Source organism: Faecalibacterium sp. Marseille-P9590 (assembly GCF_017377665.1).
In the GTDB taxonomy this organism is placed as follows: domain Bacteria; phylum Bacillota; class Clostridia; order Oscillospirales; family Ruminococcaceae; genus Faecalibacterium.
The window spans coordinates 426,707-442,554 of the sequence record NZ_JAFREF010000002.1; the positions used below are offsets into that span (position 1 = coordinate 426,707).

19 protein-coding genes and 1 pseudogene are annotated in these 15,848 nt (G+C 51.6%); 3 read left to right on the plus strand and 17 right to left on the minus strand.

What is annotated here, in order from left to right; genetic code table 11:
• From J3349_RS04695 to J3349_RS04715, 5 genes are all read right to left on the minus strand, one after another.
• A partial coding sequence (locus J3349_RS04695; protein WP_207676610.1) for a pentapeptide repeat-containing protein occupies positions 1-354 on the minus strand: 354 nt, incomplete at its 3' end.
• A 30-nt stretch (positions 355-384) separates the two neighbouring features.
• Positions 385-789, minus strand: coding sequence for a hypothetical protein (locus tag J3349_RS04700; RefSeq protein WP_207676611.1), 405 nt, complete (start codon positions 787-789; stop codon positions 385-387).
• Positions 790-800: 11 nt separating this feature from the next.
• Complete coding sequence (locus J3349_RS04705) at positions 801-1,031, minus strand: hypothetical protein (RefSeq protein ID WP_207676612.1); 231 nt, start codon at positions 1,029-1,031, stop codon at positions 801-803.
• A 74-nt stretch (positions 1,032-1,105) separates the two neighbouring features.
• Positions 1,106-1,330: a hypothetical protein gene (locus J3349_RS04710; RefSeq protein WP_207676613.1), complete on the minus strand. Its 225-nt coding sequence runs from the start codon at positions 1,328-1,330 to the stop codon at positions 1,106-1,108.
• Between the two features lie 36 nt (positions 1,331-1,366).
• Positions 1,367-1,534: a hypothetical protein gene (locus J3349_RS04715; RefSeq protein ID WP_207676614.1), complete on the minus strand. Its 168-nt coding sequence runs from the start codon at positions 1,532-1,534 to the stop codon at positions 1,367-1,369.
• Positions 1,535-1,784: 250 nt separating this feature from the next.
• Between J3349_RS04715 and J3349_RS04720 the strand changes: the two genes are divergently transcribed.
• Complete coding sequence (locus J3349_RS04720) at positions 1,785-2,207, plus strand: helix-turn-helix transcriptional regulator (protein ID WP_207676615.1); 423 nt, start codon at positions 1,785-1,787, stop codon at positions 2,205-2,207.
• A gap of 70 nt (positions 2,208-2,277) precedes the next feature.
• Positions 2,278-3,765: a recombinase family protein gene (locus J3349_RS04725; protein WP_207676616.1), complete on the plus strand. Its 1,488-nt coding sequence runs from the start codon at positions 2,278-2,280 to the stop codon at positions 3,763-3,765.
• Positions 3,766-3,896: 131 nt separating this feature from the next.
• On the opposite strand, the gene J3349_RS14260 is transcribed toward J3349_RS04725, so the two are convergent.
• A complete protein-coding gene (locus J3349_RS14260) occupies positions 3,897-4,466 on the minus strand; it encodes a site-specific integrase (protein ID WP_347564972.1) in 570 nt (189 codons plus the stop codon).
• On the opposite strand from J3349_RS14260, the gene J3349_RS04735 reads away from it, so the two are divergent.
• On the plus strand, positions 4,348-4,710 hold the full coding sequence (locus J3349_RS04735) for a helix-turn-helix transcriptional regulator (RefSeq protein ID WP_117476086.1): 363 nt from the start codon (positions 4,348-4,350) through the stop codon (positions 4,708-4,710). The two genes, J3349_RS14260 and J3349_RS04735, sit on opposite strands and share 119 nt — an antisense overlap.
• 122 nt (positions 4,711-4,832) lie before the next feature.
• Here J3349_RS04735 and J3349_RS04740 read toward each other — a convergent pair whose 3' ends face one another.
• The 11 genes and pseudogenes from J3349_RS04740 to J3349_RS04790 all read right to left on the minus strand — a co-directional run bounded on the left by J3349_RS04740 (position 4,833) and on the right by J3349_RS04790 (position 15,843).
• Entirely contained in the window at positions 4,833-5,054 is a 222-nt protein-coding gene (locus J3349_RS04740) for a hypothetical protein (RefSeq protein ID WP_015564162.1), read from the minus strand.
• Positions 5,055-5,193: 139 nt separating this feature from the next.
• Positions 5,194-5,619: a response regulator transcription factor gene (locus tag J3349_RS04745; RefSeq protein ID WP_098924792.1), complete on the minus strand. Its 426-nt coding sequence runs from the start codon at positions 5,617-5,619 to the stop codon at positions 5,194-5,196.
• Positions 5,618-6,316 (minus strand): annotated as a pseudogene (locus J3349_RS04750) (ABC transporter transmembrane domain-containing protein); the annotation flags it as partial. The gene J3349_RS04745 and the pseudogene J3349_RS04750, both read right to left, overlap by 2 nt.
• A complete protein-coding gene (locus J3349_RS04755; protein ID WP_242699499.1) occupies positions 6,313-7,350 on the minus strand; it encodes an ATP-binding cassette domain-containing protein in 1,038 nt (345 codons plus the stop codon). The gene J3349_RS04755 and the pseudogene J3349_RS04750, both read right to left, overlap by 4 nt.
• Before the next feature lie 8 nt (positions 7,351-7,358).
• Entirely contained in the window at positions 7,359-8,246 is an 888-nt protein-coding gene (locus tag J3349_RS04760) for an LPD16 domain-containing protein (protein ID WP_207676617.1), read from the minus strand.
• Positions 8,246-10,318: a DNA topoisomerase 3 gene (locus tag J3349_RS04765; RefSeq protein ID WP_207676647.1), complete on the minus strand. Its 2,073-nt coding sequence runs from the start codon at positions 10,316-10,318 to the stop codon at positions 8,246-8,248. Before J3349_RS04765 ends, J3349_RS04760 begins: the two co-directional genes overlap by 1 nt.
• Positions 10,319-10,379: 61 nt before the next feature.
• On the minus strand, positions 10,380-11,114 hold the full coding sequence (locus J3349_RS04770) for a DUF4366 domain-containing protein (protein ID WP_117930569.1): 735 nt from the start codon (positions 11,112-11,114) through the stop codon (positions 10,380-10,382).
• The gene (locus J3349_RS04775; RefSeq protein ID WP_112091926.1) at positions 11,098-11,370 is read right to left on the minus strand and encodes a DUF4315 family protein; all 273 of its coding nucleotides are present in this window, start codon (positions 11,368-11,370) and stop codon (positions 11,098-11,100) included. The genes J3349_RS04770 and J3349_RS04775 overlap by 17 nt, the downstream gene beginning before the upstream one ends.
• A 12-nt stretch (positions 11,371-11,382) precedes the next feature.
• A complete protein-coding gene (locus tag J3349_RS04780; RefSeq protein ID WP_207676618.1) occupies positions 11,383-13,116 on the minus strand; it encodes a C40 family peptidase in 1,734 nt (577 codons plus the stop codon).
• Positions 13,113-15,506 (minus strand): VirB4-like conjugal transfer ATPase, CD1110 family, encoded by a 2,394-nt coding sequence (locus J3349_RS04785; RefSeq protein WP_207676619.1) that lies wholly within the window; start codon positions 15,504-15,506, stop codon positions 13,113-13,115. Before J3349_RS04785 ends, J3349_RS04780 begins: the two co-directional genes overlap by 4 nt.
• Complete coding sequence (locus J3349_RS04790; protein WP_207676620.1) at positions 15,478-15,843, minus strand: PrgI family protein; 366 nt, start codon at positions 15,841-15,843, stop codon at positions 15,478-15,480. Before J3349_RS04790 ends, J3349_RS04785 begins: the two co-directional genes overlap by 29 nt.
• Positions 15,844-15,848: the final 5 nt, after the last annotated feature.

Here is a 15,848-nt window from a genome sequence, read left to right on the forward strand (position 1 = left end):
AAGGTCGGCACTGCGCAGGTTGGAACCGCTCAGGTCGGCACTGCGCAGGTCGGCACTGGACAAGTCATAGTCAAGCAAAGCAGACTTGTCCTTAGCCAACGCAGCGAGGGCTTCCAGACGATTGAACGGCTTCATTTCGGAATGCCGAATCAGTTCAAAATACTGCGGGTCGAGATCGTCATAAACCTCACCGATTGCACTGGGGCGACTAGGATAACCGGTGATCTTGACCGTGAAAGTGCCGTCAGTGTCCGTCTTAATCACACGGCCAGTGGTCATGTGTTTATCGGTAATGCCGTAGGGGGCACCCTCAACACCTCGGATAATGTCGCCTACCTGAAAATTGTTTTTCATATAAAACTCACTTTCTCTTGAAGAAAAGATTTACTGTACCTCGCGGTACGCTTCCAGCATGGATTTCAGCTCAGGGTCTTTCTCTGCCAGCATTTCGTAGAGAGCGTCCTCCTGCAATGCCTTAACCCTTTCGTCCATGCGCTTTTTCAGCTCCTTACGCTGCTCGTCCAGCTGCTTGCCGTGGGTATAAGCGTTGGTGTTGATCTTGCTCAGGACGGCTTTCGTAACCTGACCGGTAAAGCCGACCGGCATAGGCGCAACATCCAGAACCGTTGCCAGAGTGAATGTGTCCCGAACCTCCACAACAACCATATCGCCGGGAACCAGCGGCTCGTAAGCCTTGAACCAGTAGCCCTCTGCATTGCCAGTCGGCAGCGCGTAGGAATTGAGTGCGATACCAAAACGCACCTTGACGTACTTATGATAATTACTCATGTGATACCTCTTTAGGTTTCCTCTTCGAGTTCCTTAGAGAACTCCTTAAATGCTCCCTTGACCAGCTCCACCAGATACCAGATCAGCGGAACCAGAAAGGGTACGAAAATCTCACCACCGATTGCCTTATATCCACGCGCAGAATACGCATACTGTACGAGGGCAGGGGTGGCACCCACGCCACCGGCGCAGGCCATCAACCAGAAGATGTTTTTCCAACACCACTTAACCAGTCTGTTCATTGGAAGCCTCCGCAGCATTGCGCCGGGACTCCTTGATAAAAGCAAGGAGCCACTGGGCGAAAGTAGATAATTCATCAGTGTCCGTCATTTTTCTTGAGGAACCTATCGTAATCGCGGAGAACCTTTTTCGACTCCTGAATGATACGCTGGCTGGTATCGTTGGTACGCTTACTGGTAAATGCCAGACTAATAGCGGTTTTACCAACGGTTAGGCCGCGACGATTGAGCTGTGTAATCAGCCAATCGTAAGAAAGGTGTTCCTCATATAGCTTCTGTTGAATTAGTTCACCGGGTTCCATACTTGCACCTCCTTTCCAATAATGTAGGGAGAGGTCTTACTTGCCGCTGAACGCACGACGCATCACACTGTCCAGCATATCTTCCGAAATGGGAATCTCGACTGCGGTAGGCTGCTTCTTGGGTGCCGTGATACAGATGTCGGCATTGATGCCAGACAGCACTTCGAGCAGTTCCGTAGGAGATACAGTAATCGTAATCTGCATAAGAACGCCTCCTTTCTTGAAAACTTGTAAACAATCCGTTGACAAAGAACGCTCTTATGCTATAATGAAATTGGAGTAGCAAAATAGCCATAGGAGAACCTGAGCAGAGAGGAAGTCTGCCGGGTTGTGGTTCGTTTTGTCTGTAAATCTTGTTTACGAGAGTGATTATATATTGATTTCTCAATATTGTCAATAGAAATCTCAATATTTGTCAATATGAGTCAATATAGATTGCTCAGGAGGTGTCTTTATGGCAAGAATGACCAAAGAGGAACGAGAAGCAAACCATCGGAAAGATTTAATTCGCGTTCCTCGCATTGAACAACTCATGCTCGAACAGGGAAAACGCCCTGTTGATTTGGCACGGCTTCTAAACATGAGCGATAAAAGTTCGTATTTAACGGTTGTAAAAAATAATCAAACCACAATCAGCGATACTCGTCTGTCTGTTATCGCAAGCTGGTTGAATACAACGGTTGCCTATCTGAACGGAGAAACGAACAACCCTCAGCCTGAAACTCTTTCTCAGCAGAACACCGGCTTAAATACCGAAGAGCAGTATATCATTGATACCTACCGTATGTGTACCAGCTATGAGGCTCACCGCAGTCTGCTCAATGTTTGTGAGCAGCTTCGGTCGGAGAACGCCCTTGGGAACAAGACAACTGCATAATTCTGGCCGAATGGTATAAGTATCACAAATAAAAAAAGGCCCACCTTACGGTGAGTCAAGAGGTTCTATTATGAAAGCCTGTCTTTATCTCCGATATTCCAGCAGCTCTCAAACGGAGCAGTCCATTGAGGGTCAGCAGCGCGTTTGCTTAGACTACTGCAAGCGGCAGGGTATCACCGTAGTTGCAACCTACATTGACCGCGCCACCTCTGCCAGCAAGCATACCGAGAAACGCCACGAGTTCTTGCAGATGATAAAGGATGCAGAAAAGGGCCTCTTTGATGCCGTGATCGTCTATAAACTCGATCGGTTTGCTCGTAACCGCTATGACAGCGCAAACTATAAGTACCGTCTGAAAAAAGTTGGTGTGCGCCTTATCAGTGCTACCGAGAACTTGACAGACAGCCCAGAGAGTATCATCCTAGAATCAGTCCTTGAGGGTATGGCAGAATTTTACTCCGCAGAGCTGGCACAAAAGGTCAGCCGTGGTATGCAGGAGTCGGCCTACAAGTGTCAGGTCACAGGTGGCACCATTCCTTTAGGCTATAAGATCGAGAACAAACACTTCGTCATTGACCCCCGGACAGCACCCATTGTGCAAGAAGCATTCCGACTCTACGACGAGGGTAAGTCCATTTCGATGATCTCCGAAATCTTCAATAATAAGGGCTACCGTACAACGCGGGGCTATGCGTTCAATAAGAACAGCTTTAAGTCTATGTTCCGCAATGAGAAGTACATCGGGGTGTATCAGTACAAAGAACACCGGGTCGAGGGCGGCGTACCGGCCATCGTGGATAAGGCCCTATTTGACAGGGTGCAAGAGAAGCTGAAACTTACAGCTAGTGCCCCAGCACGAGGCAAGGCAAAGGTAGATTACCTCCTATCGGGTAAGCTCTTTTGCGGTCACTGCGGGGAGCAGATGAACGGCGACACCGGCACCAGTGCGCAGGGTGTGACCTACAACTACTACTCCTGCTACGGCCATAAGCAGCACCGGTGCCAGAAGAAATCCATTCGCAAAGAGCTGATCGAGGATGTGGTGGTACAGGATGCCCTTACCCTCCTGACCCCAGAGATTATGAATCTGATTGCAGATGCCACCATGCAGGAGTATTATAAGGAAATCCAGATCGAGGGCAAAATCCCTGCACTGGAAGAACACCTGCAAGAGCTGGATGCCTCATTGAAAAATATCACTGCTGCCATCGAGCGGGGTGTAGTCCCGGAAACCCTGCTCAACCGCATGGTGGAATTGGAGAAAGAAAAAAAGTCCTGCCAGAAAGAGCTTGACTACGAGAAGCAGAAAAAAGATGCCATCACCAAGCAGGACGTTTTAGAATTTTTAACCAGAATCGCACAGGGCAATATCAAAACAGAGGCCGCGAAGAAACGTATTATCAATCTTTTTGTAAACTCGGTCACTCTTTGGGATGAACCTGACGGCTGGTTCAAAATCACCACTGCGTACAATGTAACCGATGTTCCGAGCAAAACGTACCGCATCAAATCCGATACGGGAAAAGGTTCGGATTTGGAACGTAATGGTGGACCATAAATCCAACGATTTCACGTTAGAAATCGTTGGATTTTTTTGTTTGTGGGCTGACCTCATTTGGTTTTGACCACAATTTTGACCACAATGCCAAAGATTTTATCTGGTCTAATTAGTGCCGTTCCGTCCAATTTTCAGGCCGAAAACGCCTCACTGAACAACTGGATCGCACTCTGCCGAATGGATTCCTGAACATGGAGATAATGCTCAGTCATCTCGGTGTCGGCATGGCCTACGATGCTCTGGATGGTCTGGATATCCACGCCCAACGCCTGCATCTGCGATACATAGGTGTGGCGGCAGCTGTGCGGTGTGAGCAAGCGGACATCGCCCGCTTCTTCCAGAGATTTGCGGAACACATCCCGGAAATGGGTGGGGTTGCAGGGCAAGCCGGTCTTGGGGCTTTCCCAGATGAACTGGTCGGTAGTATCCCGCAGTTTGATGGCACACGGGCGGACATTCAGCGGCACCGGAATATCCCGGATACTGTCTTTGGATTTCGGACTGCCGATGCTGACCGTACCTTTTACGACCTTTACTGCCTGCCGGATGTGAATGACAGAGCCATCTTCTTCAATTGAGGTGATGATGATGCCGAATGCGGATGCGATTGCTTTAGGAAAGCAGATAAAGGCTGTCCGAAAAGCGATGAAAATGACACAAGAGCAACTGGCACTGAAAAGTAATGTTTCGGTGAAGTATATCGCCAATATTGAAAATGGAAAACAGAATCCTTCTTTTGACATTTTAAGTTCAATTCTCCATGTTCTGCCACTTTCCTTGGATTCGGTTATCAACCCGAACTTATCAGAAGCAGAGCGCGAATGTCGAGAGTTAGAATCGATTTATTTTGCTTGTCCGCCAGAAATGCAAAAAACGCTGTTGGATGCCACAAGGTCACTCGCAATCCATTTGACAGAACTTTCAGAACAGAACAAAAACACCTAAGCTGCCAGAGTGGACGTTACGCTTCTCTCTGGCGTTCTTTTGTCTGAATACGCAATATTCTAACAGGTCATTCAATAAAATCACGTGAAAAGCAAACGAATTACACAATAAATTTCTCGTAATCAGTCTCGTTGTGGATTTTGAACCTCTTTTTCAATGGCAAGATCATTTTCCAGCGTATCATATAGTTCTTGTGGGGTACGGCATAAGACTGCGTAGAAGTTGATAGGAGCACCCTCATTAAAAAGCCGTACATACCCCCATCGACATGGGAGAACCTCTAAATAGGATGCCGTTTGCAAAAAATCTTCAAACTCTCTCAGAACATCTTCGAAGGATTGCATCTTACCGCCTCCTAAAATCTTTTTTCTATATTTTAGAAAAGATTATTTCCGATTGCAAGGATGTCAATTTTTATCTATCCAGCTAACGATAAAAGCCATACCCAAGGTCTAAGTTACCCATTGAGTATGGCTTTTATCGTTATAAGGAATCTTTTTTCACTGAAATGTTCGGCATAAATTGGTAGCCGAGGTTGGAAATCGTTCGAATATAGACAGGTACAGCTCTATCATCCTCGATTTTTTGCCGGATGCGTCCAATTGTATTGGTGACAGCAGTCAGGCAGCTTTCACTATCCTGATGCCACACGGCTTCAAATATCTGCTCTTTTGTAAACAATTGCCCCGGATGCCGTGCCATTAAACTTAAAACGCCATATTCGTAACGGCTCATGTACACTTCCTGTCCGTTTTTGAAAACACGACGGTGTTCCAAGTTTATTTCCAAACCGGGATAATTCAAGGTGTCTGGCGCAGCACGGTTCGTTTCAATCCACTCAAAAATCGTCTGCTCTTGGGGAGGGCAGTGGTCCTTCGTGATACGAACAATAACTTCAATTTTTTGCATTCACCGCGTCAGAATATTTTTTGTAGGAACCGGCGGACTGGCTGAACGCCTTTACCACCTCAATCCCGCCGATGTATTCTACAATGGCGTTTGCCATCTGCTTTCCCGCTTTAACCGCGCCCTCCCATTTGACAGGATAATTCTTCATACCGGCGGACATGACAGCAAGGCCCACCACCAGCGTAACAAGGGACAGGAGCGCCATGCGCCAGTCCAAAAGGAACAGGTACACGGCGATTACAAGCGGCACCAGCACATTTGCGGTCATTTCCGGGAGCAGGTGTGCGAAGGTCGATTCCATGCCTTCAACCCGGTCAACAATCGTCGTTTTGTACTGGCCGGACGGAGTATCTAAAATCGTCCCCATCGGGACGCGGGCTAGCTTTGCGGTGATATTCTCTCGCAGATCGCGCAGCGTGTAATAGGTCGCCGTGTGGGAAATCGTTGTAGAAAGACTGGAAAACAGCACTTTCCCAAAGTAGCCGCTCAATGCAATAATCCCAGCGGTCACATAGCGGGAAAAATTCTGTTCCCCAGACAACATCATTGTGACAATATGCGCCACGCAGAAATAGGGCACCATCTGGCAGGCCACGCCTAATACTGCAAGGATAATACTGCCGATGAATTTTCCATGATAAGGTTTGCCCCATCCCCATAAGACACCTATGGGCGACTCCTTCTTTTCTTCTTTCACTTTACAGATACCCCCTTTATGAAATAGTTTCTAATTTTTTCAAGTCCATCCGCATCCATTGGAAATTGGTCGATGATAGAACCATCTTCAAAATGGACAATATCCGTACAACAGTCTAATATCAACTCAAGGTCATGAGTAATGACATACACGGTAATACCCGTGTCCCTGACTTGTCGCAGGACATTTGCAACCTCTTTCATGTGTTTGTAATCAAGACCGCTGGTCGGTTCGTCAAAAAATAAGATAGAACGCTTGGATGCGATTGCCGAGGCAATTGCTACCCGCTGCTTTTGGCCGCCGGAAAGGGACATAGGGTGTCTGTCTTTGAAGCCGATTAAATCTAACTCGGCAAGGATTTCCTCAGCCCACTCCTGATTTTCCTCCTCCATACTGATCAGGACTTCATCTAGCACAGTTTCCGTGAAAAGCTGGTGATTGACTTCCTGCATCACCATGTAGCAGGTATTTAGTCTGTCTTTAGGCCGATAAGTTCTGCCGTTCCAGATCACCTCACCGCAGCGCTTTTCAAGGCCGCAGAAACACCGGGAGAAGGTGGACTTTCCAGCTCCATTATTCCCGATGATCCCGACAATACGATTTGCGGGGATTTTACTTTCCCGGATGTGCAACGTTTCCGGTTCGTTTTTGTAGGCAAAGCAGAAATTGCGAAGTTCCATTTGCTGACCGGCCTGGGGCAATGCTTTTGGCGGCAACAAATCTTCAAGAATAAAGGTACGCAGCCCCAACTTGGCTCTCTGTTGCTCCGTCAGGCTCTCAAACTCCGCTGCGGAGTAATCTTTTTCTACCTTTCCGCCGGTAATATAGATAAAACGATCCGCAAGACCGCGCAGATAGTAGAGCCGATGCTCTGACACTATAATTGTTTTTCCCTGCGACTTCCAAAACGCAAGTATTTTCTCGTCATGCCGCAGCTGCATCACCATATAAACATCGCATCCTGCGTTCAGAAACTTCTGCGGGATGTCCGTCATGGGTTCACCGTCAAAATTCTGGTTCCATTTTTGCTGCATCGTCCACCTCACAGTTCTGGCGCAGAACGTGCAGAGGATTTTGGCGCAGACGTATCACTTGCCAGTTCTGCCAGCTTTTCCAGTGTGGAAGGGCGGTGGTCTGCGCTCAGTTCCTCAGCTTCCGCAACTTTATCCATGACGGCATCGTAGTCCTGCAACAGCCGCCGCCCCTTTTCCAAGTGGTGCGCTTCCAGAATCTGCTCACGGGCTTCCTGAATGGTCAGTTCCGGGGCATCCAGCTGCCCACCGTCCATTACGGAATAATCACTGTGGTAAATAGTGTAGTCCCAGCCGTCCTCACAGGACTGGATAGCAAGATAGCCCTTGCCGCCCAGTTCCCATGCAGCCTGCTCGTCCTGTGTCTGAATTTCGGGGTAGAAGTCTGCATGGTTTCGTTCCATGACCTCGGCAAACTGGCAGATGTGGAACACATTGCCCAGACCGCCCATGTCAAAGTGGTAATCATCCAGATGTTCCACCCGTGCTGTAAAACTGCGCCCATCCGGGTAATCCACCTGAATCACGCCGCCATCTGGAATGCGATAGAGGTCATCATAGTGGCTGTTGATGAGACGAACATCCTTCGGCAGCGTTTCCGGCTCCCAGATGCGCCGTCTGCCGATGCCCGCCTGCGGGATGTTTTCGAGGATCTTTACGCTTTCCTGTTGGATGACCTTGCAGTCATCGTCCGAAAGTTCAAACAGATACCAGTTCCGGGCGGCAGGGATGGTGTTTTGTCCATCTGGCGGCAGATTCTTTTCCGAGATCTGCCCACTTTCCAGCGGCTCACCAGTTACCTTGTTATAAGTGGCAAAGCCGACCCCTGCACCGTTTTCCCGGAGATGCAGATAGCGTTCATCGTTGATAAGGTAGACCTCTTCTTTTATCTGCTCCATCAGCAGCCCCCTTCAAATTCCAGAGAAAACTTGCTGCGGCCATCGGCTTCACAGGACAGCAGCACGGTGGCATTGTAGGTCTTGCCCTTGGCACTCTTGCAGTCCTTCAAGCGGACACGACCATCCCGCAGCAGCTTGTCCGCCACATGAGCGTCCAGCCGCTTGCCCAGACGCTTAAAGAACGCATTGTCCTTCCACAGGACAAAACGGCACTCCCGGTTCTCGCAGAACCAGCCCTTTTCACGCTCCACAACATTTGCACCGCAGTTCGGGCAGATACCAATAATCTTGTTTTTCATAAGCGCATTCGCTCCTTTTTTCATTTCCGTGTTCTTTACCAGTTCGGTAATCATCGTATTGATCTCGGTCATAAATTCGCTCGGCTCCATTTCGCCACGTTCGATTTGCAGCAGCTTTGTTTCCCAATCGGCGGTCATTTCCGGGGATTGGATTTCTTCGGGCATCACAGTGATGAGGGCTTTTCCCTTATCCGTGGGCAGCAGAACCTTGGTTTTCTTGGTGCCTTTGCGTTCCAGAAAGCCCTTCTGTACCAGTTTTTCGATGGTGGCGGCTCTGGTAGCCGGGGTGCCGATGCCCTGACGTTCCACACCCTCCGGCATACTATCCGCACTGGCAGTTTCCATCGCATGAAGTAGAAGGTCCTCGGTGAAATGCTTCGGCGGGGACGTTTGCCCCTCTTTCAGTTCGGCACCGGAAACGCTGCACCGGCTCTGCTCCTGCACATCCGGCAGAACAGCCGGTTCTTTCTGCTTGCCCAGCAGCTCGCCCAGCATTTTTCGCTCCACTGCTTTCCATCCCTCGGACAGCACAACTTTGCCTTTGGCGGTAAATTCTTCGCCTGCGCAGATGGTAGTCAAGGTGGTTTCTGCATAGCAGTAAGGCTCACCCACGGCACAGAGCAGCCGTGCGGCAATCAGCCGCAGGACATTCCGCTCCCCGGCAGGGAGGGCGGCAAGATCTGCGTTTGCCATGCTTTTCGTGGGCAGTAGCGCATGGTGGTCGGTGACCTTGCTGCCGTTGATGACCTGCTGCACATGGATGGGAAACGGCTCTTCCACAGCAAACGCCCTGCCCGTATCTGTCACCAGCCCCGGAAGGGATGCCGCCATATCCTCCGTCAAAAAGCGGCTGTCCGTGCGGGGGTAGGTGATGAGCCGTTTTTCGTAAAGGCTTTGGGCATAATCCAAGGTCTGCTGTGCCGTAAATCCCAGCAGACGGTTGGCATCACGCTGCAATGCGGTAAGGTCATAGAGTTGCGGTGGGCTTTCGGACTTTTCCTTGCGCTCCATCTTTTGTACCGTGACACGCCCCTCCTTTCGGCATTTGGAAAGCAACAGTTCCGCATCCGCTTTCTGTGCAAACCGCTTGCTGGATGCGGTGCCGCCGTCTGCAAGGGTCAGGGCGACCGTGTAGAATTTCTCCGGCACAAAGGCAGCGATGGCAGCTTCCCGCACCACCGTCATGGCAAGCACCGGGGTCATAACACGCCCCACCGCCAGCGGTTGACCGTACAGACACGAAAAAAGCCGGGACGCATTGATGCCGACCATCCAGTCGGCACGTTCCCGGCAGAGTGCTGCGTTGTACAGCGCATCGTATTCAGTTGACGGTTTGAGTTTCTGAAAACCCTCGCGGATGGCGGTTTCCTCCATGCTGGACAGCCACAGGCGAGAAAAGGGCTTTTTGCAGCCTGCTTGCTGGTACACCAAGCGGAAAATCAGTTCTCCCTCGCGCCCTGCGTCCGTAGCACAGATCACGCTGTCCACATCCGGGCGCTGCATAAGTTTTTGCAGGATGCCGAACTGCTTTTTGGTGCTGGCAGACACCAGATACTGCCACTTTTGCGGCAGGATGGGCAAATCAGCGATACTCCACTTGACGTACTTAGCATCGTAAACATTGGGTGGAGCCAGCTCCACCAGATGACCCACGCACCAGCTGACGAGATAGCTGTTGCCCTCAAGGTAGCCGTCTTTGCGGCTGGTGGCGCCAAGGACTTTTGCATAGGACATAGCGACGGATGGCTTTTCCGCCACGACTAATTTTGCGATAAAAATCACTCCAATCTGTTTCTGAGTGCAATATGTACGGCGGCAAAACGCCGCCTTAAAATCAGATGGGTTCGGTATCTTCCTCGCCGGTTTCTTCCGGTTCATCCTCCACAGGAATCTCAAAGTCGCCCTTGTCCTCGGTGTAGTTTGCATCGGGGTCAAGAGCTTCTTTTTCGGCCTGCTTTTTCTGCTTCTGCTTCATAAAGGTGTAAATGCCGCCGCCAGCAACCAAACCGACCAGCGCCAGTACGCCTAAGAATGTGGCAGCATACTTCGTAACTTTGTTGCCACCAGTCTGTTCAGAACCGGATGCCTCCGCTTCTTCCGCAGCCTTTTTCGCATCCTCTTCGGCCTGTTTGCGCTCCTGCGCTGCCTGCGCCGCCGCTTCCTTTTCGGCGGTATAGGCTTCGGCATCTTCATCTTCCATCAGGGAGAGCAGGTCGGCTTCATCCACAAGGTTCATAAAGTGGACGGTCTGCTGTCCCTTGGCATTGCGGTCGATGACCAGATAAAAGGTGGCTCCCGACTTCGACACCAGCGTAATGAACTGCTGTCCGCTGCCATCGGAGTAGTCAGTGTGGTAATCGTCCACCAGCGTCAGATTGCCCTCCGGGGTCAGAGCACCGGTTTCCTCATCGGTCACGGTGACAGCCTCTTCCTCTTCGGTGGCAGCAGTCAGGACAGGCTGTTCCACTTCCTCCACAGGCTCGCCGTCATAGGCAAAAGCAGGAGCTGCCATGCCAGCGCACAGTGCCACCGACAGCACCAGCGCACATACCTTATTCATCATCTTCATTATCGGGGTCCTCCTTATCAATGGTAGCACCGACTGCGGACAGCGCAGCCGGGTTCGGGGTGGAAGTTGCGGACTGCCGCAGCAGGGCGGCAAGCTGTTCCGGCGTGACCTTTGCCGTCCGAACCATCTCGTTGACCTCGGCGGCTTCGGCCTCCTGAATCCGCCGCTCCAGACTTTCGATGCGATTGTTGATCTTGATGCGCCGTTCCTTCTCTTTTTCCAGTGAAGCGCGCAGTTTATCGAGCTTTTCGCTCATATTGTCCTCCTGTTATTTGGATAGCCGCCCGAATCCTGACAGGTATTTCTGCCAGTAGGACGAGTGGATATTGGCGTACTTGATGGGGTCTCCGGCACTGACCATCATACCGTTTCCGAGATATATTCCAGTATGGCTCATGCCGGGGGTGTCGTAGGTACCTTTGAAGAAAACCAGATCTCCGGGCTTTGCTTCTGCTTCGGAGATGTGCTGGCATTTATTCCAAAGACCGTTGGCCGTGGTGCGCCCGACATTGTAGCCGTTCTGGTTGTAAACCCAACAGACGTAGCCGCTGCAATCGAAGCCGGTTTCCGGGGTGGAGCCGCCCCACACATAGGGCGTACCCACATACTTTTGGGCTTCCTTGTAGATGGCGGCAAATTCGCTGTCGGTCAGTGCTTCTGCCGGCACCTGATAGTCGATGCCCGGTGCGCCGGAGCCATCGGAGCCACCGGGCGGCAGACCGCCGTTGAACAGGTAGGGTCTGCCACCCAAGGTATCCTGAAAGATCTCGTACCGTTTCCACTGGTCGTTGTCCAGTTCCTCCCGGATGACTACCTCCAAGCCACGGTTCACCAGCTTGGTGTGGAAGATGCGGTACTCATAGGGCACCTGCGTAGGAATTGGGATTCCTGCCGGGCTGATGACCCACACGGTCTTATACCGTATCTGCACCTCCACCCATGTGGTCAGCTTGTACTGCTTTTTGAAGGTTTCCTTCAGTTTGCCCTGCACCTCTGACCGGGTGTAATCGTCGTACAGAGTCGTGAGAAATGAGGTCAACTGCCACGGATCGTGCTCGATGGGGTCAAGGTGATACTGGTACTCGTTGTAGCCGGGGTGGTCGGCGGGGGTGCGCTTGATTTTCTTATCCAGTTCCTTTTCCAGCTTCTTGTAATCCTGTTCTGCGCCCCGGATGTCTCTGTCCTCAGCAGAATACATGGTCTGCCCGGACACCTGTGTGCCGCCCGAAAAGAGGATGCCGCAGGAGGAAAAAACAGACATGACCATGAGGATGAGCAAAAGAAAAACGCCCACGATCACCAGAACGTGTGCGTTGCTCTTGGCGGCATTCGCCAGCCCTTTCACGGCAGTGCTGACGGCAGTTTTGCCCTTTTCTACCGCCTGTTCCATGCTGGACCGGGCGGCAGATGCACCGTTGGATGCCGCTTTGCCGCCTGCGGTCTGCGCCGCCGTGCCCGAACGGGCGGCGGCATAGTAGCTTTTGTGGATTTCTTGCCGCTGTTTCCAGCGTGAAAGCCAGTTGGAGCCGCCCTCGCCGGTGCTGGACGCTCCTGCATCTTGTGCCGCAGTTGGCTCCGATGCGGAAGATTTAGCGGTTTTGGTGCCTTTTTTGCCCTGCATCTTGGCTTTCTTCTTGAGCTTCCGGGCATAGCGGCTTTTGGAAATATCCCGGACATTTCCTGCCGCCTTTTCGCCCTCGCTCAACGCCTGCACACCGACGTTTTCATCCTCGTACTGGTCAACCTCCCGATGCACCGCAGACCGGGCGGCATGGGCGGTGTACATCTCCCGCTTCTGCGCCTTACTCAACCGGCTCAGTTCGTCCGGGGTCAGTTCCGCCTTGCCGAACCGCAGATGCTGGGCTTTTTCAGCGGCCTTTTCTGCATCGGTTTTCAGCTTTTTCTTTTTGGGCAGCGTCTGCTCCACCTTGGTTTTCTTCGGGGGAGAACGGGTCTTTTTGGTAGACGATTCCTCTTTGATGTTCAGCTTCGGTTCACTCATTTCTGCGCGCCCTCCGAGACTTCACCCAACTTGGTGGTCATGATCCGGTAGAGTTCCAAATCAGTGGGGAATCGGTCCACAAACGGCAGAATGACATTGCCGAAAAACAGCAGCCCTTCGCCCTCGCCGGAGTGGGTCACATAGGAAAGCTGATGGGGCGAAATATTGAGCTGCTTTGCGAGGATCTGCCGGTCTCCTGCCGCCTGATTCAGCATGATGATCATGTCACTGTTCTCGAAAATATTCTCGACTTCACGGGAAGAAAGAAGGTCTTTCACGTTCTGGGTCAGCCCCGTGGGAATACCGCCCCACTTGCGGAAACGCTTCCAGATCTCCACGGAATACGCCGCAGTCTGCTCCTCTTTCAGAAGCAGGTGCATCTCGTCCATATAATACCGTGTGGACTTTCCGCTGCTGCGGTTTGCCGTGACACGCCCCCAGACCTGATCCTGCACGATGAGCATACCGAGCTTCTTCATCTGCTTGCCCAGCTCCTTGATGTCATAGCAGACAATGCGGTTATTGACGTTCACGTTGGTGCGGTGGTTGAACAGGTTCAGACTGCCCTTGACGTAAATTTCCAGAGCCGTGGCAACATGGTGGGCTTCTTTTTCGTCCTGTTGGAGCAGGGCGTTGTACAGATCCTCAAGGATGGGCATATTCTCCGGGCAGGGGTCCGCAAAATATTTGCGGTAGATCAGATGCACACAGCGGTCGATGACGGTTTTCTCCACCGGCAGCAGCCCTTCTTTGCCGCCCACCACCAGTTCACACAAAGAAAGAATAAAGTCAGCTTTCAGGGAAAGCGGATTATCTTCCTCGGAGTAGTTGGCATTGATGTCCATGGGGTTGATGAACTGGGTACTGTTGGGGCTGATTTTGATGACCTGACCCTTCAAACGATTCACCAGCGGCGAGTATTCGCCTTCGGGGTCGTTGATGATAACATCATCGTCCGTCACCAGAAACGCATTGGCAATTTCACGCTTTGCTGAGAAACTTTTGCCAGAGCCGGGAGTGCCGAGAATCAAACCATTGGGGTTTTTCAGCTTCTTCCGGTCCACCATGATAAGGTTGTTGGACAGGGCGTTCAGGCCGTAATACAGGCTTTCTTTGCCAGACTGGTACAGTTCCTGCGTGGTAAAGGGGATGAAGATGGCAGTGCTGCTGGTAGTCAATCCCCGCTGAATTTCGATCTGGCAGTCTGCCAGCGGCAGCGAGGACATCAGCCCCTGCTCCTGCTGGTAGTCCAGTCTACACAGATTGCAGTTGTGCTTCTGGGCAATGGAGCTGGCCTGAAAGACGTTGTTTTCCAGCTCCTGCTCCGTGCGCCCGGTGTTCAGCACCAGAAAGGTGACAAGGAACATCCGCTCGTTCTGGCTCTGCAATTCCTTCAAAAGAGCCTTGGCATCTCTGCCGTAGGTCGCCAAATCTGACGGAATGATGTCAATGTCATACCCGGCACGGATGGCTTTTTTCTGTTCCTCGATCTTGCTGCGGTCCAGTTCCGTGATGGTGCGCTTCACCGTTTTGATGGCCTTGTTCTGGTCAACGGACTGGATGTGCATGGTGACGATCTGGCTGGAATCCATGTCCAGAAAATCCTTCAAAAGCTGGTCGCTGATGTCGGAGGCCGTGATGCTCAAAAAACTGGCGGCGCAGTAGATGCCGCCCATCTGGAACGTCCGGGAATTTTTGAAGGCAAAGGCGGTGGGTGCAATGGCATCCTTCACCGAAAGGCCGCTTTTCACGAGGTCTTTCCAGTCAAAACGGAACTTGGACGCGCCGTCCATGTTGAACATATCGTGCATCAGTTTGAGCCGCTCGGCACCGTTCAGCGGACGCGCCAGCACACCCAGACGGTGAAAGTTATTGAGCAGGTCATTCTGGATGTGGTCGAGCCGGGGCTTGACCTGCGCCATGCTCTCGCCCTCCACGCCGAAGGTGATGAATTTGCTTTTGGTCAAGCCATTATTGCCTTTGGCAAGCTGCTGACGCAGCATCTGCGAATACTCCGCACGGACATCATCAAAACCATCCCGCTGGAACGGGATGCGGATGCTTTTCTCAAACTCGGTGCTGTCCGTTGCCATGTTCACAAAGGACAATTCAAACTTGATGCTGGAATCGAAGAAGTTCAGAAAACTGCACCATTCCTCAAAAATCGCAGTCTTATCCTCCTGCTGTGCCAACTGATAGTTGATGTCCTGATACTGGATGGTGCGGGTGTAGTAATTGGGCTTCACCCGGCAGGTGCCATCCTCAAACATCCGCTGCATGGGAATGGACTGCTGGGCGGTCCGGGGCACAGCAGGCTTTGCGTTCTGTCTGCGCTTCTGCGCAGACTGCGGCTTGTTGTGCTTACCGGTCTTTTTCCAAAACGGAATCATGAGTCATGCCTCCCTTCATCAAAATCGCATAGTAGTTGTTGGTCTTGTAGGGGCGAATCTTCGGGCGGAGAAACCGGGACTGCACATAGTACGACAGCAGCTTTTCCATGGGCTGGCCGTTTTTCTCGTACATTCCAAGGAAGAACGCCGGCAGCATCACCGCCATCATGCCGAGGGTGGCGGCAGTGTTGCCGCCGGAATCCCGGAGAACAAAAAACAGCGGCACTCCAATCAGTGCCGCCGTTCCGAAGCAGATGAGCTGCCGCTTTGTCAGGTTGAAAGCCACTTTTGACTTCACCTTGGTCAAATCGCGAGGAACAGAAATATACGCAGCCAATAAAG

Bases quoted from the DNA above. Each gene is read 5' to 3' on its own strand.
- J3349_RS04700 (WP_207676611.1), bottom strand. From the start codon at position 789: ATGAGTAATTATCATAAGTACGTCAAGGTGCGTTTTGGTATCGCACTC.
- J3349_RS04705 (WP_207676612.1), bottom strand. From the start codon at position 1,031: ATGAACAGACTGGTTAAGTGGTGTTGGAAAAACATCTTCTGGTTGATG.
- J3349_RS04710 (WP_207676613.1), bottom strand. From the start codon at position 1,330: ATGGAACCCGGTGAACTAATTCAACAGAAGCTATATGAGGAACACCTT.
- J3349_RS04715 (WP_207676614.1), bottom strand. From the start codon at position 1,534: ATGCAGATTACGATTACTGTATCTCCTACGGAACTGCTCGAAGTGCTG.
- J3349_RS04720 (WP_207676615.1), top strand. From the start codon at position 1,785: ATGGCAAGAATGACCAAAGAGGAACGAGAAGCAAACCATCGGAAAGAT.
- J3349_RS04725 (WP_207676616.1), top strand. From the start codon at position 2,278: ATGAAAGCCTGTCTTTATCTCCGATATTCCAGCAGCTCTCAAACGGAG.
- J3349_RS04735 (WP_117476086.1), top strand. From the start codon at position 4,348: ATGATGATGCCGAATGCGGATGCGATTGCTTTAGGAAAGCAGATAAAG.
- J3349_RS04740 (WP_015564162.1), bottom strand. From the start codon at position 5,054: ATGCAATCCTTCGAAGATGTTCTGAGAGAGTTTGAAGATTTTTTGCAA.
- J3349_RS04745 (WP_098924792.1), bottom strand. From the start codon at position 5,619: ATGCAAAAAATTGAAGTTATTGTTCGTATCACGAAGGACCACTGCCCT.
- J3349_RS04755 (WP_242699499.1), bottom strand. From the start codon at position 7,350: ATGCAGCAAAAATGGAACCAGAATTTTGACGGTGAACCCATGACGGAC.
- J3349_RS04760 (WP_207676617.1), bottom strand. From the start codon at position 8,246: ATGGAGCAGATAAAAGAAGAGGTCTACCTTATCAACGATGAACGCTAT.
- J3349_RS04770 (WP_117930569.1), bottom strand. From the start codon at position 11,114: ATGAAGATGATGAATAAGGTATGTGCGCTGGTGCTGTCGGTGGCACTG.
- J3349_RS04775 (WP_112091926.1), bottom strand. From the start codon at position 11,370: ATGAGCGAAAAGCTCGATAAACTGCGCGCTTCACTGGAAAAAGAGAAG.
- J3349_RS04780 (WP_207676618.1), bottom strand. From the start codon at position 13,116: ATGAGTGAACCGAAGCTGAACATCAAAGAGGAATCGTCTACCAAAAAG.
- J3349_RS04785 (WP_207676619.1), bottom strand. From the start codon at position 15,506: ATGATTCCGTTTTGGAAAAAGACCGGTAAGCACAACAAGCCGCAGTCT.